The organism is Streptomyces sp. NPDC001507 (assembly GCF_042894765.1).
In the GTDB taxonomy this organism is placed as follows: Bacteria; Actinomycetota; Actinomycetes; order Streptomycetales; family Streptomycetaceae; genus Streptomyces.
The window spans coordinates 342,074-366,407 of record NZ_JBIAVV010000005.1 but is presented as its reverse complement, the minus strand read 5'-3'; the positions used below and the strand labels follow the sequence as shown (position 1 = coordinate 366,407).

General features: G+C 72.6%; 17 protein-coding genes. 4 read left to right on the top strand and 13 right to left on the bottom strand.

Features of this window, described 5'->3' with window-relative positions; translation table 11 throughout:
- Positions 1-58: 58 nt before the first annotated feature.
- From ACFY0K_RS18855 to ACFY0K_RS18840, 4 genes are all read right to left on the bottom strand, one after another.
- The gene (locus tag ACFY0K_RS18855; protein ID WP_390640781.1) at positions 59-385 is read right to left on the bottom strand and encodes a hypothetical protein; all 327 of its coding nucleotides are present in this window, start codon (positions 383-385) and stop codon (positions 59-61) included.
- Entirely contained in the window at positions 382-750 is a 369-nt protein-coding gene (locus ACFY0K_RS18850) for a WhiB family transcriptional regulator (protein ID WP_010984500.1), read from the bottom strand. Before ACFY0K_RS18850 ends, ACFY0K_RS18855 begins: the two co-directional genes overlap by 4 nt.
- Before the next feature lie 172 nt (positions 751-922).
- Positions 923-1,240, bottom strand: a complete 318-nt coding sequence (locus tag ACFY0K_RS18845; RefSeq protein ID WP_390640780.1) for a hypothetical protein — start codon at positions 1,238-1,240, stop codon at positions 923-925.
- A 164-nt stretch (positions 1,241-1,404) separates the two neighbouring features.
- Complete coding sequence (locus tag ACFY0K_RS18840; protein WP_390640779.1) at positions 1,405-3,600, bottom strand: ATP-dependent DNA helicase UvrD2; 2,196 nt, start codon at positions 3,598-3,600, stop codon at positions 1,405-1,407.
- A 201-nt stretch (positions 3,601-3,801) separates the two neighbouring features.
- Here ACFY0K_RS18840 and ACFY0K_RS18835 point away from each other — a divergent pair, with 201 nt between their 5' ends.
- Positions 3,802-4,044, top strand: a complete 243-nt coding sequence (locus tag ACFY0K_RS18835) for a mycoredoxin (protein ID WP_089098894.1) — start codon at positions 3,802-3,804, stop codon at positions 4,042-4,044.
- Positions 4,045-4,097: 53 nt separating this feature from the next.
- Here the strand turns inward: ACFY0K_RS18835 and ACFY0K_RS18830 are convergent, their stop codons facing one another.
- The 6 genes from ACFY0K_RS18830 to ACFY0K_RS18805 form a co-directional block, all read right to left on the bottom strand.
- The gene (locus ACFY0K_RS18830; RefSeq protein WP_390640778.1) at positions 4,098-4,700 is read right to left on the bottom strand and encodes a class I SAM-dependent methyltransferase; all 603 of its coding nucleotides are present in this window, start codon (positions 4,698-4,700) and stop codon (positions 4,098-4,100) included.
- A 10-nt stretch (positions 4,701-4,710) separates the two neighbouring features.
- On the bottom strand, positions 4,711-5,655 hold the full coding sequence (gene nudC / locus ACFY0K_RS18825; protein ID WP_390640777.1) for an NAD(+) diphosphatase: 945 nt from the start codon (positions 5,653-5,655) through the stop codon (positions 4,711-4,713).
- 155 nt (positions 5,656-5,810) lie between these two features.
- On the bottom strand, positions 5,811-7,214 hold the full coding sequence (locus ACFY0K_RS18820; RefSeq protein ID WP_390640776.1) for a dipeptidase: 1,404 nt from the start codon (positions 7,212-7,214) through the stop codon (positions 5,811-5,813).
- 10 nt (positions 7,215-7,224) lie between these two features.
- Complete coding sequence (locus tag ACFY0K_RS18815) at positions 7,225-10,800, bottom strand: UvrD-helicase domain-containing protein (RefSeq protein ID WP_390640775.1); 3,576 nt, start codon at positions 10,798-10,800, stop codon at positions 7,225-7,227.
- A gap of 191 nt (positions 10,801-10,991) precedes the next feature.
- Complete coding sequence (locus ACFY0K_RS18810) at positions 10,992-14,285, bottom strand: ATP-dependent helicase (RefSeq protein WP_390640774.1); 3,294 nt, start codon at positions 14,283-14,285, stop codon at positions 10,992-10,994.
- Between the two features lie 266 nt (positions 14,286-14,551).
- Positions 14,552-14,938 (bottom strand): MGMT family protein, encoded by a 387-nt coding sequence (locus tag ACFY0K_RS18805; RefSeq protein ID WP_388602396.1) that lies wholly within the window; start codon positions 14,936-14,938, stop codon positions 14,552-14,554.
- Between the two features lie 161 nt (positions 14,939-15,099).
- On the opposite strand from ACFY0K_RS18805, the gene ACFY0K_RS18800 reads away from it, so the two are divergent.
- From ACFY0K_RS18800 to ACFY0K_RS18790, 3 genes are all read left to right on the top strand, one after another.
- A complete protein-coding gene (locus tag ACFY0K_RS18800) occupies positions 15,100-17,862 on the top strand; it encodes a lysylphosphatidylglycerol synthase domain-containing protein (RefSeq protein ID WP_390640773.1) in 2,763 nt (920 codons plus the stop codon).
- Positions 17,863-18,028: 166 nt separating this feature from the next.
- A complete protein-coding gene (locus ACFY0K_RS18795; protein ID WP_390640772.1) occupies positions 18,029-19,570 on the top strand; it encodes an alpha/beta hydrolase in 1,542 nt (513 codons plus the stop codon).
- Positions 19,571-19,690: 120 nt separating this feature from the next.
- Entirely contained in the window at positions 19,691-21,247 is a 1,557-nt protein-coding gene (locus ACFY0K_RS18790; RefSeq protein ID WP_390640771.1) for an alpha/beta hydrolase, read from the top strand.
- A gap of 62 nt (positions 21,248-21,309) precedes the next feature.
- Here the strand turns inward: ACFY0K_RS18790 and moeZ are convergent, their stop codons facing one another.
- The 3 genes from moeZ to ACFY0K_RS18775 form a co-directional block, all read right to left on the bottom strand.
- Complete coding sequence (moeZ, locus tag ACFY0K_RS18785) at positions 21,310-22,488, bottom strand: adenylyltransferase/sulfurtransferase MoeZ (RefSeq protein ID WP_351489685.1); 1,179 nt, start codon at positions 22,486-22,488, stop codon at positions 21,310-21,312.
- 63 nt (positions 22,489-22,551) lie between these two features.
- Positions 22,552-23,301: a spherulation-specific family 4 protein gene (locus tag ACFY0K_RS18780; RefSeq protein ID WP_351957948.1), complete on the bottom strand. Its 750-nt coding sequence runs from the start codon at positions 23,299-23,301 to the stop codon at positions 22,552-22,554.
- Positions 23,289-24,248, bottom strand: a complete 960-nt coding sequence (locus ACFY0K_RS18775) for an NAD-dependent epimerase/dehydratase family protein (RefSeq protein ID WP_390640770.1) — start codon at positions 24,246-24,248, stop codon at positions 23,289-23,291. The genes ACFY0K_RS18780 and ACFY0K_RS18775 overlap by 13 nt, the downstream gene beginning before the upstream one ends.
- Positions 24,249-24,334 lie beyond the last annotated feature (86 nt).

Below are 24,334 nucleotides of genomic sequence, written 5' to 3'. Positions count from 1 at the left end.
CCCCGCGGGGAGCTTTCGCCTCCCGGGATCGGGAGGCCACCGCTTCAGGTGTACTGGGTTACTGCATCACGGCCATGGCGAGCGCACGGCGGGCGCGCATCGAGGCGCGCTCGGCCCGGCGCTGCATCCGGCGAGCGGTCGCCAGGCGCACGGCCCGGCGTTCCCGCTCGGCCTCGTGCAGTCGCTCGTGCATATGCGCACGAGCCAGGGCTTCTGGGATGAGTTGCATCTCTCGGGTCCTGTTCTGACGCGAGCCGGTGTCGGTACCGGCGGTGGTGAAGTCTGGGATCGCGGAGCCTGCGGGCTCGCTGGTGGACGGCTTCATCGGGGCCTGCTTCTTGGGATCGTGCGTGAGGGGGCGGTCGATCGTTCCGTGGATGTTCATGCCGTGACCGGGTTCTTGCGCGGGCGGCCACGCGGCCGCTTCCGGGCGACGACGACGCCCTGGACGAACAGCTCGCCACCCCAGACGCCCCAGGGCTCACGCCGCTCCTTGGCCCCCGCGAGGCAGGCCTCGATCAGCGGGCAGGTGCGGCAGAGGGACTTGGCGTACTCGACGTCCGCCGGCGACTCGGCGAAGAAGACCTCCGGGTCGTAGGAGCGGCAGGGGACGGGTACGCCGAGGTTCTCGATGGCGTCGTCGAGCGCGGTGAGCGCGGTGAGCGGGATCAAGGTGGAGTCCTCCGTGAGGCCGGGCGGGGGGATCGTTTCGGAAGGCGGTACGGACGGGGCGTGCGCTTCGAGTTGCACGGGTGTTCTTCCTCGTCTGGTCGTTCCGGTCGGGTTGGACCGGTTGGCGGCTGGTACCGGGTTCTGCTCTTGTCCCGAGGCCCCTTCGCTCCGCTCTCCCCGTTCGGGGAAAACAGAAGGGCCGCGGATCCCGGATGGGGTTCCGCGGCCCTGAAGGCGCCGGCCTGATCGATCAGGCTGGATCACTCCAGGGTTCTGGCCCACGGAAGGCCCACATCAGGTGGTGCTGCGTCGTCTGCTTCCGGCTTCCGGCACCGGCTGCCGTAAAGGCATAGGCCTGCGCCTGTGCCGCTACTGCTTCCAGTGCCTTCGTCGGTCGCTCATTGCGCTCACGGACGGGAAGACCCGCGAGAGAAACGGAGGACGCCGGACGCACGGCAGGAATGCCGGACACACCGGTGCCCAGGTTGGAGACGCCGAGCATGCACACGGAGACGGCCGAGAGATCGGTCATTTTGGCCGCGCTGATGTTGGTCTCGATGCTGATCACTGGACTCGCCTCCTCTCGGCGTCTAGGGGACCGGTGTTGAGCCGATCCGCTCGGATATGCAAGTACAACACGGAACAGGGCCTTCGAGAAGGCCGCCGCTTCCGTGCCTAGAACCTATGGGGATTGCCGGGGCATGCGCAAACTATTTTTTCGACGAGTTCGCATCAGTCCCCCGCTTCTTCTCCCCCGGGCTCCCGGCCTGCGCAGATGGCCAGGACATCGGCCCCGTAACGGTTGAGTTTGCGCATGCCGACACCGGGGATGCGGGCCAGCTCGCGGTCGTCGTCCGGAGCACTCTCGGCGATGGCCATCAGCGTCCTGTCGGTGAAGACGCAGAAGGCGGGCTGGCCGCTGAGCCGGGCCTGGTCGGCACGCCATTCGCGCAGCCGCTCGTAGAGGCCCTCGTCCATGTCGGACGGGCAGCCGTCGCAGCGCATCAGCTTCATCTCGCCGGCGTCGGTCAGCGTGCGTCCGCAGACCCGGCAGCGGGCGGGGCTGCGCTGGGTGCGCCGGGGCGCGGCCGCGGGGCCGCCGGTGAAGCCCCGTTCGACGCCTCCGCCGCCCGCACCGCCACCGCGGCCGACGGTGCCGGTGGAGCCGGGGCGCAGCCCGTCCAGGAAGTGGCTGGGCCTGCGGCCGGGTCTGCCGCCGGGGGTGCGGGAGAGCGACCAGGAGACGTGCAGCCGTTCCCTGGCGCGGGTAACGCCGACGTAGAGGAGTCGGCGTTCCTCCTCGATCTGTTCGTCGGTCTTCGCGTAGGTGATCGGCATCATGCCCTCGGCGACACCCACCAGGAAGACCACGTCCCACTCCAGGCCCTTCGCCGAGTGCAGGGAGGCGAGGGTGACGCCCTGGACGGTCGGGGCGTGCTGGGCGTTCGCCCGCTCGTCGAGTTCGGCGACGAAGTCGGCGAGGGTGGCTGCCGGCCGGGCGGCGGCGACGTCGTGGGCGAGGTTGACCAGAGCCGCCAGCGACTCCCAGCGCTCCCGGACCGCGCCGGAGCCGGCCGGGGGCTCGGTGGTCCAGCCTTCTCCGGAGAGGACGGCGCGCACCTGGGAGGGCAGGTCAACGGTGTCGTCCAGCAGCGCGTCGTTGCCGCCGAAGCGGGCCGCGGCGCGCAGGGCCACGCCCGCCTTGCGCACCTCGGGCCGGTCGAAGAACCGCTCGGCGCCGCGCAGCTGGTAGGGCACCCCCGCGTCGGCGAGGGCCTGCTCGTAGGTCTCGGACTGGGAGTTGGTCCGGAAGAGGATGGCGATCTCCGCGGCCGGGACCCCGGCGTCGAAGAGTTCCCGGATGCGGCGGGCGGCGCCCTCGGCCTCGGCGGGCTCGTCGGTGTACTCGGTGTAGACGGGCTCGGGTCCGGCGGGTCGCTGGGAGATCAGCTCCAGGCGGTGGTCGGCGGCCCGGCCGCGGGCCTGGGCCAGCAGGCCGTTGGCCAGGTGGACGACCTGGGGTGTGGAGCGGTAGTCGCGGACCAGCTTGACCACGGTGGCCCCGGGGTGGCGGGTGCGGAAGTCGAGCAGGTGGTCCGGGGTTGCTCCCGTGAACGAGTAGATGGTCTGGCTGGCGTCGCCCACGACGCACAGGCTGTCGCGGTCGCCGAGCCACAGTTCCAGCAGCCGCTGCTGGAGCGGGCTGACGTCCTGGTACTCGTCGACGACGAAGTGCTGGTACTGGGCGCGTACCTGGTCGGCGATGTCGTGCCGGTCCTGCAGGATGCCGACGGTCAGCAGCAGGACGTCCTCGAAGTCGATGACCGTGCGGTCCCGCTTGAGGTCCTCGTAGACCGAGTAGATCTGGGCGATCTCGGCGGGGTCGCGGGGAGCCTCCCGACCGGTCTTCACAGCCGCAAGGGGGTAGTCGGCGGGGACGGTCTGGGTGACCTTGGACCACTCGATCTCGGCGGTGACGTCCCGCAGCTCGCCCCGGTCGAGGCGGATACGGCAGGCTGCGGCAGCGTCGGCGACGAGCTGGATCTTGCGGTCGACGAGCCGGGGCAGGGAGCCACCGATCGCTTTCGGCCAGAAGAACTGGAGCTGGCGCAGCGCGGCCGAGTGGAAGGTACGGGCCTGCACCCCCTGGGCACCGAGCTGGCGCAGCCGGCCGCGCATCTCCCCGGCGGCGCGGTTGGTGAAGGTGACGGCGAGCACGCTGGACGGCTGGAGGATGCCGGCCCGCACCCCGTAAGCGATCCGATGGGTGATCGCCCGGGTCTTGCCGGTACCGGCCCCGGCCAGCACGCACACCGGGCCGTGCAGGGCGGTCGCCACCGCGCGCTGCTCGGGGTCGAGCCCTTCGAGCACCGCGTCGGCAGAGTCCGGTACCGGCGGGAAGAGGGAGGAGTGCGTTGCTGCTGTCACATGGCCATGCTGCCAGGTCGCCGGAGACGGCTGTGCCGGTTGTCCACAGGCAACCCCACGCGGTCGTACTAATGCGGCAGGCGTCACCCTCGGCCCGTGCCGCGGGAACGCCCAAGGCTCGTGCTGCGGGAATGGCGGACAGGCCGCGTACGTTCCTCTCGTGGACGACCTTCCCCGACCTGCCGAAGGAGTGCGAGCGAGATGCAGGGCACTGTGACGATGTACAGCACCACGTGGTGCGGCTACTGCCGCCGGCTGAAGAGCCAGCTGGACCGCGAGGGCATCGCGTACACCGAGATCAACATCGAGCAGGACCCGGAGTCGGCCGCGTTCGTCGAGAAGGCGAATGGCGGAAACCAGACTGTCCCCACGGTGCTCTTCGCCGACGGCTCGACGCTGACGAACCCGTCGCTGGCCCAGGTGAAGCAGAAGGTCGGCGCGTAGGTTTCCCAGCGCATGGCGGTCCCTGGCTCACGCCAGGGGCCGCCTTCGCATGTTCAGGCCGGTTTGTCCCACACCAGCGTGTAGCGCCACAGCAGGCGGCGCCGGTACCGGCGGCCGGGGAGCCGGTGCGCGGTGGACTGCCGGACCTCTCCCCAGTGCATGGGGGAATCCTCGACGGGCATCCCCTCCGGGGCCCGCTTGCCGCCCCGCAGACGCGCATTCCACCGGCTCACGGGGACTCCGCAGCCGCTGATCACCCAGTCCAGAGGGGTGTGGTTGTACGCCATGCCGACGATGACCAGCCGGCCGCCTGGCGCGAGCAGCCCCACCAGCCGGTCGATCGCGTCGTCGAAGGGGGCGTGGTGGATGACGGCGACCGCGCTGACGAAGTCGTAGCCCTCCTCGTCGAGGGCGGCCCCGTCGAGGTAGTCGCCCTCGACGAAGGTGACGTTCCCGGCGTCCCGCTTCTGCGCCAGCCGGATCATCTCCGCCGACCGGTCCACGCCGGTCACCGACTCCGCCCTGGTCGCGAGTTTGGCGGCGAGCAGGCCGTCGCCGCAGCCGACGTCCAGGGCGGCGCGGCAGCCGTCCGGGACCGCGTCCAGGACCACGGGGTGGTAGTGGACGTTGTGGTTCCAGTACTCCTCCGCGGTCATGACGGCCGTCTCAGACGAAGCTCCTCGTCGGCAGCGGCTTGCCGTACCACATCTCGATCAGGCGGGCCGCGATGGAGATGCCGTACGGCGGCAGGACGTCGCCGGAGTCGAAGGCCGCGCGCAGTTCGTCGCGGGAGAACCAGCGGGCCTCGTGGATCTCGTCGCCGTCGACGTTGATGTCGGTCGAGGTCGCGCGGGCCATGAAGCCGAGCATCAGGCTGGAGGGGAACGGCCAGGGCTGGCTCGCGACGTACTCGACGGGGCCGACGGTGATGCCGGCCTCCTCGAAGACCTCGCGGCGGACCGCCTGCTCGATGGACTCGCCGGGCTCCACGAAGCCGGCGAGCGTGGAGAAGCGGCCCTCGGGCCAGTGGACCTGGCGGCCGAGCAGGATGCGGTCGTCCTCGTCGGTGACGGCCATGATCACGGCGGGGTCGGTGCGCGGGTAGTGCTCGGCGCCGCAGGCGGGGCAGCGGCGGATGTGGCCGGCGGCCGCGATGACCGTGCGCTCGCCGCAACGGGAGCAGAAGCGGTGGGTGCGCTGCCAGTTCTCCAGGCCGACCGCGTGCACCATCAGGCCGGTGTCCCGGGGGGACAGCAGCAGTCCGGCCTCGCGCAGGCCGGCCGGGCGTGCGGACTGGTCGATGCGGCCGGGCAGGGCGTCCTTCTGGAGGGCGAAGTAGCTGACGCCGTCCTCGTCGGTGCCCAGGAAGTAGCGGTGCGCCTCGGTGAGGGGGGCCTCGAAGGAGGGCGTCATGACGAGTTCGGTGCGGCCCTCGGGCGTCTCGTCGATGAGGACCTGGCCGCCGGAGACCACGAAACAGCGGGTGTCGGGGTGGCTCCACGCAGCGGCGAGCCAGGCTTCGTCGAGCCGGTGGTGGGCGGCGCGGTCGATGCCGCTCGGGGCGGTGAGCGAGATGGGTCGGTCGGCGGTGTGGTCGGTCCAGGTGGTCACGGGTGCTTCCAACTCCCCCAGTGCAACGGATGTTTCAGCGGGCGGTTCAGCGGGACGAAGGGCGGGAGGAGAACGGGTGGGGCGGGGGCGGGGCCGGTGGGGCGGCCCTTCCAGTGTGCCCCGCCCGTGGTGCCGCTCCGGACGGCGTGAAGGGCTCAGGGGACATCGCGCCAGTTCTCGGCGAGGTCGCCCCACAGGTAGGCGCTGGTCTCGACGCCCTTGAGGAGGAGGTCCAGCTCGACCTTCTCGTTCGGGGCGTGCCAGCCGTCGGAGGGGACGGAGATGCCCAGGAAGAGGACGGGTGCGCCGAGGACGTCCTGGAGGTCGGCGGCGGGTCCCGAGCCACCCGATCGGGTGAACCGGATCGGTTGCTCGAAGGCCCGGCCCATGGCGCGGGCGAGCGACTGGAGGCCGGGGTGGTCGAGCGGGGTGAGGCACGGGCGCGTGGCCGGCAGGAAGGTGATCTCGGCGCGGATCCCGGCGGGGATCCGCTCGGTGGCCCAGGCTCGGACGATCTTCTCGATGTACTCGGGTTCCTGCCCGGCGACCAGCCGGAACGACAGCTTCAGCAGGGCCGAGGACGGGATGATCGTCTTGCTGCCGGGACCCTGGTAGCCGCCGCCGATGCCGTTGACCTCGGCGGTGGGGCGGGCCCAGACCCGCTCCAGGGTGGTGTGCCCGGCCTCGCCCTCGGTGGCGTACGAATGCGCTTCGCGCAGCCAGCTCTCCTCGTCGAACGGCAGCTCGGCCCAGAGTTGCCGCTCGCGGTCGCTGAGCTCGACGATGCCGTCGTAGAAGCCGGGGATCGCCACGCGCGCGTGCTCGTCGTGCAGGGCGGCGACCAGGCGGGCCGCGACGGTGGCGGGGTTGGGGACGGCACCGCCGAAGGCGCCGGAGTGGATGTCCTGGTCGGGGCCGTGCAGGACGATCTGGCACTCGGCGAGCCCGCGCATGCCCGTGCACACGGTGGGGGTGTCCTCGGACCACATGCCGGTGTCGGAGACGATCACGGCGTCGGCGGCGAGCCGCCCGGCGTGCTGCTCGACGAGCGCCCGGAAGTGCGGCGAGCCCGACTCCTCCTCGCCCTCGACCAGCAGCTTGAGGTTGACGGCGGGTGCGGTGCGGCCGGTGGCGGCGAGGTGGGCGCGGACGCCGAGTGTGTGGAAGAACACCTGGCCCTTGTCGTCGGCCGCCCCGCGCGCGTACAGCCGGCCGTCCCGGACGACGGGTTCGAAGGGGTCGCTGTCCCAGCCGTCCTCACGGGCGGCGGGCTGGACGTCGTGATGGCCGTAGACCAGGACCGTGGGCGCGTCCGGGTCACCCGCGGGCCACTCGGCGAAGACGGCCGGGGCGCCCGGTGTCTCCCAGACCTCGGCGGTCGGGAAGCCGGTCTCGGTCAGTCTGGCGGCGAGCCAGTCGGCGCTGCGGCGTACATCGGGGGCGTGGTCGGGCCGGGCCGACACGGAGGGGATGCGCAGCCATTCGGCGAGGTCGGCGAGGAAGGCGGCGCGGTGCTGCTCGATGTACGTACGGACAGCGCTGTCCGGGGTCTGGCTCATGGTCACGAGCCTATCGGCCCGGACCGACATCCTCGGCGGGCGGTTCGTCACACTCGGCTTGTGCGACAGCTCGCCCGGCCGCTTCTCCGGCAACTTGTCCGACGATCAGTCTTTCCAGGGCGGCCCGGTCCGGCAGGCCGTCCGGTCGTTCGACCTCGCCGGTGCGCACGTGCACGAACGCGGCCGTGACCGACTCGGGTGGCACGCCCTGCTGCTCGGCCCAGCCGATCCGGTAGATCGCCAGCTGGAGCGGGTCGGCGGGGCGGACACGGCTGGTCTTCCAGTCGACGATCTCGTACGTCGTCCGGTACGTCGCCCCGTCGCCGTGGTCCGTCCGGTAGACGGCGTCGATACGTCCCCGGACGACCCGGCCGGCGAGGGCGAGCTGGAAGGGGGCCTCGACGCGGTACGGCGTGCGGTGCGCGTACTCGGTGCGTTCGAAGGCCTCCTTGAGGGCTTCGAGGTCGCGTTCGTCGGCGATCTCGGCGTCGCTGCCGGGCAGCTCGTCGGGCTCCAGCATGGGCAGCGTGAGCTCCTCGAAGCGTGCCTCGACCCAGGCGTGGAACCGGGTGCCCCGGCGTGCGGCCGGCTGCGGGGGGCGTGGCATGGGGCGCGCGAGTTCCTGTGCGAGCCCGTCCGGGTCCTCGGCCAGCCGCATCAGCTGGGTCGCGGAGAGCGTGGCGGGGAGGGGGACGTCGGTGACGGTCCGGCGGGCGCGCAGCAGCTCTCCGGTGAGCGCGTCGAGGTCGCGGTCCCAGGAGGCGACGGTGCGGGCCTCCTCGGGGGTGAGGAGGGAATCTTCGGGGGTGGGGAGGATGCGCTCGGGTTCCCGTTCCCGGGCACTGTCGTGCTCCGGCGTGCGTGGGGGCGTGCGCCCGGCGGGCCCGGCCGCGCGCGTGGCCTGGTGCGGGACCACGGGGCGGTCGGTGCTCCAGGAGTCCCAGTCGGCGGAGTCCGGGGCCGGGAGGTCGTCCTCGTAGGGGTCCGGTTCCTCGTCCTCGGGCGGCGGGGGCCAGTCCGGGTCCTCGGCGGCGGGAGCGTCGTGGCCGGCGGGAGCGCCTGCGCCGGTTCCGGCCGTGAGGGCCTCCAGGTGGGCGAGGACGGTCTCGGCGGCCGCGCGGCGGCGGGCCAGGGCGGCCGTGTCCAGCGGCAGCGGCCAGACCTGGTCGGCGCCCGCCGTGTGCAGGGCCGGGTTCTCCTCGTCCTCCTCCGGTTCGTCGGCCCAGGCCTCGATCTCGCCGTGCCCGGCGGCGCAGTGGTCGTACAGGGCCCGGAGGAAGTCGGAGGGGCCGCGGGGTTTCTTCTGGCTGGGGCCCCACCAGTGGCCGGAGCCGAGGAGCAGGGAGCGGGGGCGGGTGAAGGTGACGTAGCCGAGGCGGAGTTCCTCGGTGTGCTGGTGGTCCTTCATGGCCTCGTGGAAGGCCTTCATGCCCCGCGAGTCCCAGGCCTCGACGTCGGGCAGGGTGGCGCTGTCGCCGCGCAGGGCGTGCGGGAGCACCTTGGCCTGCGCGGTCCACTTCTCGCGGCCCTGGCTGCTCGGGAAGGTGCCCTTGACCAGTCCGGGGACGGCGACGACGTCCCATTCCAGGCCCTTGGACTTGTGCGCGGTGAGCACCTTGACGGTGTTCTCGCCGCCGGGGAGGGCGTTGTCGAGGCCCTTCTCGTACTGGGCGGCGGTGCGCAGGAAGCCGAGGAAGGCGAGCAAGGTCGCCTCCTGGTCGCCGGCCGCGAAGGAGGCGGCGACGTCGAGGAAGTTGGAGAGCGTCTCGCGGCGGCGGGCGGCCAGCGCGTGCGGGGACGCGGAGAGCTCCACCTCCAGGCCGGTGACGGCGAGGACGCGGTGCAGGACGTCCATCAGCGGGTCGGACAGGGAGCGGCGCAGCTCGCGCAGTTCGGTGGCGAGGCGGGCGAAGCGCACGCGCGCGTCCGGTGAGAACGGCAGCCCGTCGTCCCCCTGGCCGGGCCGGTCGCCGTCGAACGGCAGCTCCAGGAACGTGTCCAGGGCGTCCGCGAGGGATATCACCTCGGCCGGGTCGACCCCCTCGACGGCCTCGGCGAGCCTGCGGTCCGGGTCGTCGGCGTCGCCCACGCGCGCGTGGGACACCAGCAGCCGGGCGCGGCGGCCGAGGAGGGCGAGGTCGCGGGGGCCGATGCGCCAGCGCGGGCCGGTCAGCAGCCGGACCAAGGAGGCGTTGGCGCCGGGGTCCTGGAGCACCTCGCAGACGGCGACCAGGTCGGCGACCTCGGGCAGGTGCAGGAGCCCGGAGAGGCCGACGACCTCGACGGGGACGTCGCGGGCGACGAGGGCGCCCTGGATCTCCGCGAAGTCCGTCGCCGTACGGCACAGGACCGCGATCTCGCCGGGTGCCGTGCCGGTGCGGACGAGGTGGGCCACCGAGTCGGCGATCCAGTCCATCTCCTCGGCGTGGGTGCGCAGCAGTGCACAGCGGACCCTGCCGTCCCGCTCGGCACCCGGGGCGGGGCGCAGCGCCTGCACGCCCGCGTGCAGGGCGCGCAGCGGCTCGGCGAGGCCGTTGGCGAGGTCGAGGAGGCGGCCGCCGCTGCGGCGGTTCTCGCTGAGCGCCTGGCGGGTGGCGGGGCGGCCGTCGGCGTGCGCGAAGTGCTCGGGGAAGTCGTCCAGGTTGGCGACGGAGGCGCCGCGCCAGCCGTAGATGGCCTGGCAGGGATCGCCGACCGCGGTCACGGGGTGGCCGGTGCCGGCGCCGAACAGGCCCGCCAGGAGCACGCGTTGGGCGACCGAGGTGTCCTGGTACTCGTCGAGGAGCACGACCCGGAACTCGTCGCGCAGCAGCCTGCCCACCTCGGCGACGCCGGCCAGCGCCGCGGACAGCGCGATCTGGTCGCCGAAGTCGAGCAGGTCCCGCTCCCGCTTGGCGGCCCGGTAGCGGACGACAAGTTCGGCCAGTTCGCGGCGTGCGGCTGCCGCCTCGGGGACCTTGCGCAGGTCGGCGTTGCCGAGCTTCACGCCGGCCAGGGTGTTCAGCAGACCGGCGTCCCAGGCCCGCAGATCCTCGGGGCGTACCAGGTGTTCGGCGAGCTCGGAGTCGAGGGTGAGCAGGTCGCTGACCAGGTCGGCGAAGGAGCGGGTGAGGGCCGGGTAGGGGCCGGGGGCCTCGCGCAGCACGCGCGCGGCGAGCTGGTAGCGGGTGGCGTCGGCGAGCAGCCGGGAGGTCGGCTCCAGGCCGATGCGCAGACCGTGGTCGGTCAGCAGCCGGCCCGCGAAGGCGTGGTACGTGGAGATGACGGGCTCGCCGGGCGGGTTGTCCGGGTCGATGACGTCGGGGTCGGTGACGCCGGCCCTGACGAGCGCCTTGCGGACGCGTTCGGCGAGCTCACCGGCCGCCTTGTTGGTGAAGGTCAGGCCGAGGACCTGCTCCGGGGCCACCTGCCCGGTGCCGACCAGCCAGACCACGCGGGCCGCCATCACCGTCGTCTTGCCCGACCCGGCCCCGGCCACGATCACCTGAGGGGCGGGCGGCGCGGTGATGCAGGCCGTCTGCTCCGGGGTGAACGGGATGCCGAGGAGCTCCTTGAGCTGCTCGGGGTCGGTGATACGGGCGGGCATGAGGACAGAGGCTAGCGGCGGGGACTGACAATCGATAAAACAGCGCACTCGACGGCACAGCGCTCACTCCACGGGCACGGCGCTCACTCCACGACGCAGCGCACTCCGCAGCACGGCGCTCACTCCACGACGCAGCGCACTCCGCAGCACGGCGCTCACTCCACGACGCAGCGCACTCCGCGGCACGCCGCTCACTCCACCACGTGCCGCCCCTCCGGCCGCGCGCTGCACGAGGCGCGGAAGGCGCAGTGGGTGCAGTGCTGGCCGGTGGTCGGGGCGAACCGTTCGTCGAGGACCTTGCCGGCGGCGGAGGCCAGCAGCTCGCCGACCCACTCCCCCTCCAGCGGCTCCTGTGCCTGCACCTTGGGCAGGGTCTCGCCGCCGTCGCGCTGGGCGGCGCCCTGCCTGAGGTGGACCAGTTCGGCACCGCCCGGCTCGGGCCGTACCCCGTCGAAGGCCTCGTCGACGGCGCCCTCGCGGACCGCCAGCTGGTAGACGGCGAGCTGCGGGTGCCGGGCCACCTCGGCCGCGCTGGGCGCCTGTTTGCCGGTCTTGAAGTCGACGACGTACGCGCGTCCCTCGCCGTCCGCCTCCACCCGGTCCATCTGGCCGCGGATGCGCACCTCGTAGTCGCCCGCTTCGAGGGTGACGTCGAAGTCCTGCTCGCTGGCGACCGGGGTGCGTGCGGTGCGGTCCAGGACGTGCCACTTCAGGAAGCGTTCGAGCGCCACGCGCGCGTTGTCCTTCTCCTGCGCCGACTTCCAGGGCGCGTCGAAGGCGAGCGCGTTCCACACCGAGTCCAGTCGCTCCATGAGGACGGCGAGGTCGGCGGGGGTGCGTCCGGAGGCGACCTCGTCGGCGAGGACGTGCACCACGTTCCCGAAGCCCTGCGCGGTGGTGGCGGGCGCGTCGGCCTTCACCTCGCGGCCCAGGAACCACTGCAGGCTGCAGGTGTTGGCGAGCTGGTCGAGGGCGCTGCCGGAGAGCACCACGGGCTGGTCGCGGTCGCGCAGCGGCACCTTGCTCTCGGTCGGCTCGAACATGCCCCACCAGCGGTAGGGGTGGGCGGACGGCACCAAGGGGCGGCCGTCCTCGTCGGCGAGCGCTGCCAGCCGGGCCAGGCGGCGGGCGGCGGCCTCCCGCAGGACGTCGGACACGCGCGGATCGACGGTGGTCGCGCGCAACTCGGCGACCAGGGCGGCCACCGCGAGCGGGCGGCGGGGGCGTCCGGTGACGTCCTGGGGTTCGACGCCCAGTTCGGTGAGGAACCGGGAGGGCTGGTCGCCGTCGTCCGCGGGGGCCTTCACGGCGGTGACGACGAGGCGTTCACACGCGCGCGTGGCGGCGACGTAGAACAGGCGGCGCTCCTCGGCGAGCAGCGCGCCCGGGGTGAGTGGTTCGGCGAGCCCGTCGCGGCCGATGCGGTCCGCCTCCAGGAGTGAGCCGCGGCGGCGCAGGTCGGGCCAGAGTCCCTCCTGGACGCCGGCCACCACGACCAGGCGCCACTCCAGGCCCTTGGCGCGGTGCGCGGTCATCAGGCGTACGGCGTCGGGGCGTACCGCGCGGCCGGCGAGAGTGTCGGCGGCGATGTCCTCGGCCTCGATCTCCGCGAGGAAGTTCAGCGCGCCGCGGCCGCCGCTGCGCTCCTCCGCGCGGGCGGCCGTGGCGAACAGGGCGCACACGGCGTCCAGGTCACGGTCGGCGTTGCGGCCGGCCGCGCCGCCGCGCCGGGCGGAGCGCTCCAGCCGGGAGGGCCACGGCGTGCCGTTCCACAGCACCCACAGCGCTTCCTCGGCCGTACCTCCGCCCGCAAGGCGTTCCCGGGCCTTGCCGAGCAGCGCGCCGAGGCGCTGCGCCCCGCGGGCGTACCCGGGGTCGTGCACGGCGAGCCGCTCGGGCTCGGCGAGCGCCCGCGCGAGCAGTTGGTCCGAGGGGGGAGGGAAGGCGTTGCCTGCGGCGCGCTCCTCGTCGCGCAGGGCTCGGCCGAGGCGCCGCAGGTCGGCCGCGTCCATGCCGGCGAGGGGGGAGGTGAGCAGGGTGAGCGCGGTCCCGGTGTCGAGCCGGAAGCCGCCCTCCTCCGCATCGGGCGCCGCTTCGGCCTCAGCCACCGCCCGCAGTGCCGTCAGCAGGGGCGCCACCGCTGGTTCGTGGCGCAGCGGTACGTCGTCGCCGTCGATGTCCAGGGGGACGCCGGCCGCGGTGAGGGCGCGGCGGACCGTGGGGATGGTGTGGGCCCCGGCGCGCACCAGGACGGCCATGTCGCTCCAGCGGACGCCGTCCTCCAGGTGCGCGCGGCGCAGGATGTCGGCGATGTTGTCCAGCTCGGTGCCGGACGTCGGGTACGTGTAGACCTCGACGCGGCCGCCGTCCCGTGCGGCGGTCAGCTCGCGGTGCGCGCGCACCTTGTCGGCGGGCAGCCGGGTCAGCGGCATCCGCTGGGTCAGCAGCCGGGTCGCGGCCAGCAGGCCGGCCCCGGACCGGCGGGACGTGCGCAGCACCTGCACCGGGGCGGGACGGCCGTCCATGCGCCCGAAGGCGGACGGGAAGTCCAGGATGCCGTTCACGTCGGCGCCGCGGAACGTGTAGATCGACTGGTCCGGGTCGCCGAACGCGACCAGGGTGCGGCCGCCGCCGGCCAGGGCGTGCAGCAGGCGTACCTGGGCCGGATCGGTGTCCTGGTACTCGTCGACGTACACGGCGTCGTAGCGGCCCGCGAGGTCCAGGGCGACCTCGGGGCGGTGGGCGAGCAGCACCGCGCGGTGGACGAGTTCGGCGTAGTCGAGGACGCCCTGGAGGTCGAGGACGTCGAGGTACTCGGCGAGGAAGGCGGCCGCGGCCCGCCAGTCGGGGCGGCCGATGCGCCGGGCGAAGGCGTCCAGGGCGGCCGGGTCCAGGCCCAGCTCGCGGCTGCGGGCGAGGACCGCGCGGACCTCGTCGGCGAAGCCCCGGGTGGTGAGGCAGGCGCGCAGTTCGTCGGGCCAGCGCACGTGGTCGAGCCCGAGCCGCTCCAGGTCGGGCTGGCCGGCCAGCAGCTCGCGGACGGCGACGTCCTGCTCGGGGCCGGACAGCAGCCGCAGCGGTTCGGCGAACAGACCGCTGTCCTGGTGGGCGCGGACCAGGGCGTAGCAGTACGAGTGGAAGGTGGTCGCCCGGGGCGCGCGGGCCGCGCCCACCCGCAGGGCCATGCGGTCGCGCAGCTCGACGGCGGCCTTCCGGCTGAAGGTCAGCACCAGGATCCGCTCGGGATCCGCGCCCCGGGCGATCCGGGCGGCCACGGACTCCACCAGGGTGGTGGTCTTGCCGGTGCCGGGACCCGCGAGGACGAGCAGCGGGCCGGACGCGTGGTCAACCACGGCGCGCTGCGCGGCGTCCAGACGAGGGGGATCCACGTCGGCCGGCGGGGTACGGACCAGTCGGTAAGCGCCACGGTTCCCCTGCCGCACCTGGAGGTGCGGCAGGTGCCTGGTGGAGGAAGAGGAGCTCACGTGGTTCGCCGGTCCTGGTGGGTGTGCTGGTCGGTGCGCGGTCGCGCGGGCGCGGAGGTGGCCGCGGGGTGAGCGGGACACGCGCAGCCGACGCTACGCCGACGAACCGGACGGAAGCAGCGCTTCCGCTTCTTCCCGTCAGCCTCCGCAGCCACTCGCGGCTCGCGCGCCGCACATCTCACGAACGTACGTCATGCCACGGACGTCCCCGGTGTCCCTCGTACGGGCCACAGACTCCCGCCGAGGGCCTTCGATGGCGGAAGCTGTCAGGTGTGAGCCCCCGCGTCCGCGCCGCCGTCCCACCGCGCCCGCTTCATGTCGAGCCGCGGCAGATGACCCTCCGCGGCCCTGTTCGCCTCCTTCAGTGGGGTCCCCTCGGCACGGTAGTGGTCCAGCGCGCCCAGCTCGTGGCCCGGGAGCAGGACCCCGTCGGCGCGCACCACCCGCCACCAGGGGACGGCACCACCGTAGAGGGACATCACCCGCCCGACCTGGCGCGGCCCTCCCTCCTCCAGCCACTCCGCGACGTCGCCGTACGTCATCACGCGCCCGGGCGGGATCCGCTCGGCGACCTCCAGGACCCGCTCGGCGTACTCGGGCAGCTCGTCCGCGTACCCCTCTCGGGTGTCCTCGGGAAGGCTCTGCTCGCTCATTCGCCCCATCCTGCCGCACCCCACCGACAACCGGCCCGGTCCGCGGCGGGCCGCCGCCTCGCCCTCTCGCGGCGCTTGGGGCAGACTGTGCGCCCCCGCATCTGCACCCTGATGCCCCCCGGTGTCGGTGGAGCATGCCACCATCGTGCGGGCGGTGACTGGTGATACGAGATCAAGAAGAGACGACCGAGCAGCAGGGCGTGCACCCCGAGGGCGGGGCGGGCACCTCTGACGCCGGCGCACGCCCGGACGCGCCCGGCTCCGACACCGCGCACCCGGACACCGCGCGGCCGGACGCCGTGGACCCCGACGCCGCAGCAACGGAGGCCGAGGCGGAACACGGGTGCGACGAGGCGCACGCCGACGAGGTGGAGGGCGACGAACCGCTGCTCCCCGCGCGCGTGCACCGCCCCTCCGACCTCATGCGGCTCCTGGTCGGCGTGCTGGCCGTCGCCGTCCTGCTCGGCATCGCCGCGTTCGCGCACGGCACCACCTCCGGGCTCGAACAGGACATCAACAAGGGCACCGGGCAGGCCCCCGACCTGCTGATCAGGTTCGCGGGGCTGGCTTCCAGCATCGCGATCCTGCTGGTGCCGGTCGCGTTCGCGATCGAGCGGCTGATCAAGCGGGACGGGCTGCGCATCGCCGACGGTGTGCTCGCCGCCGTCCTCGCGCACGGTGTGACCCTCGCCACCGACCTGTGGGTAGCGCGGGCCGCCCCGGGCTCGATCCAGGAGGCGCTCACCCAGCCCTCCCCCGGCGACATCCACGCCCTCACCGACCCGGTGCACGGCTACCTCGCGCCCGTCATCGCCTACATGACGGCCGTCGGCATGTCCCGGCGCCCGAGATGGCGCTCGGTGCTGTGGATCGTGCTGCTCCTCGACGCGTTCTCCATGCTCGTCACCGGCTACACGACACCGTTCTCGATCATCCTCACGGTGCTGATCGGCTGGACCGTCGCCTACGGCACGCTGTACGCGGTCGGCTCGCCCAACGTCCGCCCCACCGGCCGGACCCTGCTGGCGGGCCTCAGGCACGTCGGCTTCCACCCGGTCGGCGCGGCCCGCGAGGAGGCCCTGGACTCCGAGAACGGCGACCGGGGCCGGCGCTACTTCGTCACCCTGGAGGACGGCCCGCCGCTGGACGTCACGGTCGTCGACCGGGAACAGCAGGCCCAGGGCTTCTTCTACCGCGCGTGGCGCAACCTGACGCTGCGCGGCTTCGCCACCCGTTCCAGCCTGCAGTCCCTGCGCCAGGCCCTGGAGCAGGAGGCCCTGCTGGCATACGCGGCGATCGCGGCCGGCGCGAACGCGCCCAAGCTGATCGCCACCTCCGAGCTGGGCCCCGACGCCGTGATGCTCGTCTACGAGCACACCGGCGGCCGCACCCTCGACTCGCTGGCCGACGAGGAGATCACCGACGAACTGCTGCGCCACACCTGGCACCAGGTACAGGCGTTGCAGTCGCGCCGGATCGCGCACCGCAGGCTCGCGGGCGACGCCATCCTGGTGGATCGTTCCGGCACCGTGATCCTCACCGACCTGCGCGGCGGCGAGATCGCGGCCGGTGAACTGCTGCTGCGCATGGACGTCGCCCAGCTGGTCACCACGCTCGGGCTCAGGGTGGGTGCCGAGCGCGCGGTGGCCTCGGCGGTCGGCGTGCTCGGCCCCGACGCCGTCGCCGACTGCCTGCCGATGCTCCAGCCGATCGCGCTCACGCGCTCCACGCGCGCGACGCTGCGCAGACTGGCCAGGGAGCGCGCCCAGCGCGAGCGGGACGCGGTCCTGGAGGCGTCCAGGCAGGCCAAGCAGGCCCGCGCCGAGGAGGCCGGGACGCCCGACAAGAAGACGGTGCGCGCGGAGCAGCGGGCCGAGAAGCGGGCGCTGGACGACGCGCTGGAAGAGGCCCGCGAGGAGGATCTGCTCACCCAGATCCGGCACCAGGTGCTGAAGATCAGGCCGCAGGCGCCCGTGGAGCCGGCCCGTCTGGAGCGGGTGCGGCCGCGCACGCTGATCAGCGTCATCGCCGGCGCGATCGGCGGGTACTACCTGCTGACCCAGCTCACCCACATCGAGTTCGGCCCCCTGGTCGCGAACGCCCAGTGGGGCTGGGTGATCGCCGCGGTGCTGTTCTCTGCGATCAGCTACGTCGCCGCCGCGATGTCGCTGCTCGGCTTCGTGCCGGAGCGGGTGCCGTTCGTGCGGACCGTGGCGGCACAGCTCGCCGGGTCGTTCGTGAAGATCGTCGCGCCGGCCGCGGTCGGCGGTGTCGCCCTCAACACGCGCTTCCTGCAGCGTGCGGGCGTGCGCCCCGGGCTCGCGGTCGCGAGCGTGGGCGCCTCGCAGCTGTTCTCGCTCGGCTGCCACATCCTGATGCTGCTGTCCTTCGGCTATCTGACCGGCACCGAGAAGACCCCTTCGCTGTCCCCGTCCCGCACGGTCATCGCGGGCCTGCTGACCGTCGCGGTGCTGGTCCTCGTGGTGACGTCGGTGCCGTTCCTGCGGAAGTTCGTCAGCACGCGCGTGCGGTCGCTCTTCGCGGGTGTCGTGCCGCGCATGCTGGACGTGCTCCAGCGCCCGCAGAAGCTCGTCACCGGCATCGGCGGCATGCTGCTGCTGACCGCCTGCTTCGTGATGTGCCTGGACGCCTCCATCCGCGCGTTCGGCGACGCGTCGACCTCCCTGAGCATCGCCAGCGTCGCGGTGGTCTTCCTCGCCGGCAACGCGCTCGGCTCCGCGGCGCCGACCCCGGGCGGTGTCGGCGCGGTCGAGGCGACCCTGACCGTCGGCCTGATCGCCGTCGGCCTGCCCAAGGAGGTCGCCGCGCCCGCCGTCCTGCTGTACCGGCTGCTGACCCTGTGGCTGCCGGTCCTGCCGGGCTGGCTGGCCTTCAACCACCTCTCCCGCAAGGGCGCGCTCTAGGGTCGTACCCGGGACCCGCGACGGCGCGCTCCAGGGTCGTACCCCGGGCCCGCGACGGCGCCCTCCAGGGTCGTACCCCGGATCCCGCAAGGGCGCGCTCCAGGGGCCGTACCCCGGACGGCTCGTGCCCCGCGCGCGTGGCCGTGCGCGACCTCAGGATGGGAGCATGCCGAACCCCTTCCGGATCCGTGTCGCCGCCCTGACCGCCGCCCTGGTGCTGGCCTCCTCACTGGCCGGGTGCGGCGACGGTTCCAAGGACGGGGATCTGGCGGCGCAGAAACTGGACTGGAAGAGCTGCCCGGCGCCCGACGAGGCCGAGGGCGGCGGCGAGGCGCCGTCACCGCTGCCCAGCGGCGGCACCTGGGAGTGCGCCACCATGAAGGCGCCCCTGGACTGGTCGAAACCGAAGGGCGCCACCATCGGCCTCGCCCTGATCCGGGCCAGGGCCAGCGGCGACGCGAGCAAGCGGATCGGCTCCCTGATCTTCAACTTCGGCGGGCCCGGCGGCAGCGGCGTCACCACGCTCCCCGCGTTCGGCACGGACTACGCCGTCCTGCGCACCCGCTACGACCTCGTCAGCTTCGACCCGCGCGGGGTGGGCCGCAGCGACCCCGTCGAGTGCGAGAACGACGCCCAGCTCGACAACTACTTCCAGCAGGACGCGACACCTGACACCAGCGCCGAGCGCACCCAGCTGATCGAGCGCACCAAGCAGTTCAACGCCGCCTGCGAGAAGAACTCCAAGGCGATCCTGCCGCATGTCCGCACCACCGACGCGGCCCGCGACATGGACCTGATGCGCCAGGTCCTCGGCGACACGAAGATGCACTACTTCGGCATCTCCTACGGCACCGAACTCGGCGGCGTCTACGCTCACCTGTTCCCGAAGAACGTGGGCCGGGCCGTCTTCGACGGCGTCGTCGACCCCACCCAGGACCCGGAGCAGAGCTCGCTCGGGCAGGCGAAGGGCTTCCAGCTCGCCCTCGACAACTTCGCCGAGGACTGCACCTCGAAGACGACGGAGTGCCCGATCGGCGACACCCCGCAGGACGTGAAGGACCGCGTCGCCACGCTCCTCGCGGACCTCGACAAGAAGCCGATCCCGGGCATCCTGCCCCGCCTGCTCACCCAGTCCGCCGCCACCAACGGCATCGCACAGTCCCTGTACTCCAAGGACTTCTGGGAGTACCTCACCGAGGGGCTCGAAGAGGCGTACGACGGCGACGGGAAGATCCTGATGCTGCTGTCCGACGCGATGAACGGCCGCAGCGAGAACGGCGAGTACAGCAACATCACGGCGGCGAACATCGCCATCAACTGCGCCGACGAGAAGCCCCGGTACACCGCCGACTACGTCCAGCAGAAACTGCCCGAGTTCCGCGCCGCCTCCCCGCTGTTCGGCGACTACCTCGCCTGGGGCATGGTCAGCTGCACGAACTGGGCGGTGCCGGGGGCCGCCGACCACCCCGACGTCAGCGCGCCCGGGTCGGCGCCGATCCTGGTCGTGGGCAACACGGGGGATCCGGCGACGCCGTACGAGGGCGCGAAGAAGATGGTGGACGCGCTCGGCAAGGGCGTCGGGGTCGAGCTGACGTACAAGGGGCAGGGGCACGGGGCGTACGACAGCAAGGACAAGTGTGTGCAGGGTGCCGTGAACGGCTATTTGCTGGAGGGGACGGTGCCGAAGGCGGGAACGGTCTGTACGTAGCATAACCGCAGGTCAGGCGGTTATCCACAGGCGTCAACGGCCTTCGGCTGCTGCGCCTACCATGGCCTGACCGCTCTCCTGCACGAACCTGCGGAGAGCCTGTGTGGGGGGTGTGCGCGCATGTTGCGATATGTACGGTGGGCGGCCGCTGTTGCCGCGGGGCTGCTCGTGGCCGGGTGCAGCGGTGGGTCGTCAGGTGGGGGCGAGGACGAGGGGAAGGCCTCGTCCGGGCAGCCGTCGGCCGCCACGGCCACCGCGACGGGCTCGACGGCCCTGCCCGCTTCCCTCAGCTCCCAGAAGCTCGACTGGGCCCGCTGCAAGGGCACTTCGGACTCCGCCGCGCCCGGGGACGCCTGGCGGTGTGCGACGCTCAAGGTGCCCTTGGACTGGGCGAAGCCGGACGGGGAGACGATAGGGCTGGCGCTGATCCGGGAGCAGGCGAGCGGGGGTTCGGGGAAGCGGATCGGCTCGCTGCTGTTCAACTTCGGCGGCCCGGGCGGCTCCGGCGTCGCCACGATGCCGTATTTCGCCGGCACCGTCTCCGCGCTGCGCGAGCGGTACGACCTGGTGAGCTGGGACCCGCGCGGGGTGGGGGCCAGCGAGGGGATCCGCTGCCGCAGCGACAAGGACATCCAGCGCGCCGAGTCGATCGACGCCACCCCGGACACCCCGGCGGAGCAGACCGCGTACTTCCAGGACGCCGCGGACTTCGGCAAGGGCTGCGAGAAGGCAGCCGGCAAGCTCATCGCGCATGTCTCGACGACCGACACGGCCCGCGACATGGACCTGATGCGCCAGGTCCTCGGCGACGCGAAGATGCACTACTTCGGCATCTCCTACGGCACCGAACTGGGCGGTGTGTACGCGCACTTGTTCCCGAAGAAGGTGGGACGGCTGATCCTGGACGCGGTGGTGGACCCGACGGCCGACTCGGTCGGCCAGGAGAAGAACCAGGCCGCCGGCTTCCAGCGGGCCCTGGACGACTACCTCAAGTCCACCGGGCAGGACCCGGAACAGGGCTCCCGGAAGATCGCCGGTCTGCTGAAGCGGCTGGACACCACGCCGCTGCCCACTGCCTCCGGGCGGAAGCTGACCCAGAGCCTCGCGGTCACCGGCATCGTGCTGCCGCTGTACAGCAAGGACAGCTGGCCGACGCTGACCAGCGCGCTCAGGGCGGCCGAGGAGGGCGACGGCTCGGAACTGCTGTCGCTCGCGGACCAGTACAACGAGCGTGACTCCTCGGGGCACTACGGCACGACCACGCACTCCCAGCGGGTCATATCGTGCCTGGACGACAAGGAACGGCCGACGCTCGCCGAGACGAAGCAGCGGCTGGCGGAGTTCGAGAAGGTCTCGCCCGTCTTCGGGGACTTCCTGGGCTGGGACTCGGCCGGCTGGTGCCACGACTGGCCGGTGGCCGGGCAGTGGGACACACCGGAGGTGAGCGCACCGGGCGCGGCACCGATCCTGCTGGTCGGCAACACCGGCGACCCGGCCACCCCCTACGAGGGCGCCCGGAGGATGGCCGACGAGCTGGGCAAGGGAGTCGGGGTCGAGCTGACCTGGAAGGGCGAGGGCCACGGGGCCTACGGCAGCGGCAGCGACTGCGTGGACTCGACGGTGAACGCCTACCTGGTCGACGGCACGGTCCCGAAGGACGGCACGGTCTGCTCATGACGAGGGCGGGGGTTTCGGGCACCTGCGGTGTCCGAAACCCCCGCCCTCCGGGAAGCCTGTGCTCAGTAGACCGGCTTCGACGGCTCGATCTGGTTGACCCAGCCGATCACGCCGCCGCCGACGTGGACGGCGTCCGCGAAGCCCGCGGACTTCAGGACGGCGAGGACCTCCGCACTGCGGACACCCGTCTTGCAGTGCAGGACGATCTTCTTGTCCTGGGGCAGGCCCTCCAGGGCGGTGCCGAGGAGGAACTCGTTCTTCGGGATCAGCTTGGCGCCCGGGATGGAGACGATCTCGTACTCGTTCGGCTCGCGGACGTCGATGATCTCGATGTTCTCGCCGTCGTCGATCCACTCCTTGAGCTGCTTGGGAGTGATCGTCGAGCCGGCGGCCGCCTGCTGGGCCTCCTCGGAGACGACGCCGCAGAAGGCCTCGTAGTCGATGAGCTCGGTGACGGTGGGGTTCTCGCCGCAGACCGCGCAGTTCGGGTCCTTGCGGACCTTGACCTGGCGGTACTGCATCTCCAGGGCGTCGTAGATCATCAGGCGGCCGACCAGGGGCTCACCGGTGCCGGTGAGGACCTTGATGGCCTCGGTGACCTGGATGGAGCCGATGGACGCGCACAGCACGCCCAGGACGCCGCCCTCGGCGCAGGAGGGGACCATGCCCGGCGGCGGGGGCTCCGGGTAGAGGCAGCGGTAGCAGGGGCCGTACTCGGACCAGAACACCGAGGCCTGGCCGTCGAAGCGGTAGATGGAGCCCCACACGTACGGCTTGTTCAGCAGCACGCAGGCGTCGTTCACCAGGTAGCGGGTGGCGAAGTTGTCGGTGCCGTCGACGATCAGGTCGTACTGGCTGAAGATGTCCATCACGTTCTCGGCCTCGAGCCGCTCTTCGTGAAGGATCACGTCCACGTACGGGTTGATGCCCTTGACCGTGTCCCGGGCGGACTCGGCCTTGGAGCGGCCGATGTCGGCCTGGCTGTGGATGATCTGGCGCTGCAGGTTCGACTCGTCGACCTCGTCGAACTCCACGATGCCCAGGGTGCCGACGCCTGCGGCGGCCAGGTACATCAGCGCCGGCGAGCCCAGGCCGCCGGCGCCCACACAGAGCACCTTGGCGTTCTTCAGCCGCTTCTGCCCGTCCATCCCGACGTCGGGGATGATCAGGTGGCGGGAGTACCTGCGGACCTCGTCTACGGTGAGCTCAGATGCTGGCTCGACCAGGGGTGGCAGCGACACGGGGACTCCGTTGATCGGTCGATCACTACGTTTGTTCTCCCTGTAACACTGCCACGGGCTTCTTCATTCCGAGACACCTGTTCCGATCCGCGAGACGAATTCGTCCCAGTAACCGGGCACGGCCTCCCAGGGATCCGCCCGGCCCCAGCGATCGGTCCGGTCGGTGAAGTAGATCGTGGCGGCTCCTTGCCAACGGGCGATGCGCAACGCCTCGTCGAGGTGGCCCAGGGGCACGCCGTGCACGAAGTGGCAGAAGCGGTCGGGCGGATAGTCGGCGGTCCACTCGGCAACCTGGGACCAGCGGTAGTCGCTCCAGGGCCCGGCGAAGGTCACCAGCTGGTCGGCGTTCTCGGCATACCCCGGGTGGGGGTGGGTGCCGTGCCCGAGGACTATGTGAGGGCCGTCACCCACCGCGCGGAGCGCCGCGACCGTGCGGCGGGTCTCGGGGAGCGCGGAGCGCTCGGTGGGGCAGCGGTCGAGCAGGAAGCCGTCGACGCGGTACCAGTCGTGGAAGTGGCGGGCGTCGGTGAGCAGGTCGCCGTGCGGGCGGGCGCCGTAGGCGGTGTCCAGGTGGCCGAGGACGCGGACGCCGGCGTTGCGGAGCCGGCCGGCCGCCTCCAGGCAGTGCGGGTCGGGCAGGCTGCCTGGGCCGTTCGCCACGTCGAGGACGACCCAGTGCAGGGGCGTGCCCGGGCGGGTGAGTTCGGCCCACTGGGCGGGGGCGAGGAGGGGGTGGGCGTAGCCGGGTACGCCCACGGCGGTGCGGACGCCGGTGGTCGCGGCGCCCGCCCTGGTGCTGCTCAGATGCGGCACGCCGCCTCCATCCAGATGTCCGCGAGGGACTCCTCGAGGTTGATGCGGGGGCGCCAGCCGAGCCGGTCGCGGGCGCAGCGCACGTCGGCCTGCTGCCAGCTGCCGCAGCCGTCCGGGTACGGGTACGCGACCGGGCCCGTGTGCTCGCCGTCCATCCGGGGGTGGCCGATGGCGCCGCGCAATGGTCCTGGCGGGCCGTCCAGTTCGTGCAGGGCGCCGCCGTATCCGGCGACCCGGGCGAGGACGGCGGCGGCGTCGCGGAGCCGGACGGCGCGGCCGGAGCCGATGTTGATGACGCCCTGGGCGGCGGAGAGCGAGGCGGCGTGGACCGCGCGGGCGACGTCGCGCACGTCGACGAAGTCGCGCTGGGCGCCGAGGCCGCCGAGTTTGAGCTCGCCGTCCCCGGACTGCATGGCACGGCGCATCGCCTCGGCCAGGCGGCCGAGCGGCGAGCCGGCCGGGGTGCCGGGACCGGCGGGTGAGAAGACGCGCAGGACGACGGCGTCGAGGCCGGAGCCGAGGACGAGTTCGGTGGCGGCGAGCTTGCTGACGCCGTACGGGCCGCCGGGGCGGGGCACGGCGTCCTCGGCGGTGGAGGAGCCGGGCTGGCTCGGGCCGTACTCGGAGCTGCAGCCGACCTGCACCAGGCGGGCGCCGCAGCCGCTGCGGCGCAGGGCCTCGCAGACGGTGGCGACGGCGACGGTGTTGTGCCGGGTGAGGTCCCGGGCGCCCCCGCGGGTGGCACCGGCGCAGTTCACGATGACGCCCGGGTGGACGGCGTCGAGGAAGCGGGTGAGCGCGCCGGGGCTGCCGGTGGCGAGGTCGAAGCGGACGTCGGCGTCGTCACCGCGGCCGAGCGCGGTGAGCTGGACGGCCGGGTCGGCGAGCAGCCGGTCGGCGACGAAGCGGCCGAGGTATCCGTTGGCTCCGATCAGCAGAACCCTCATCGCGCGACTCCCGGGGTGTGCGCTCCGGCGACTCCGGTGGTTCCGGCGCTTCCGGACGCTCCGGGTCCGGGTCGGGAGGTGGTCAT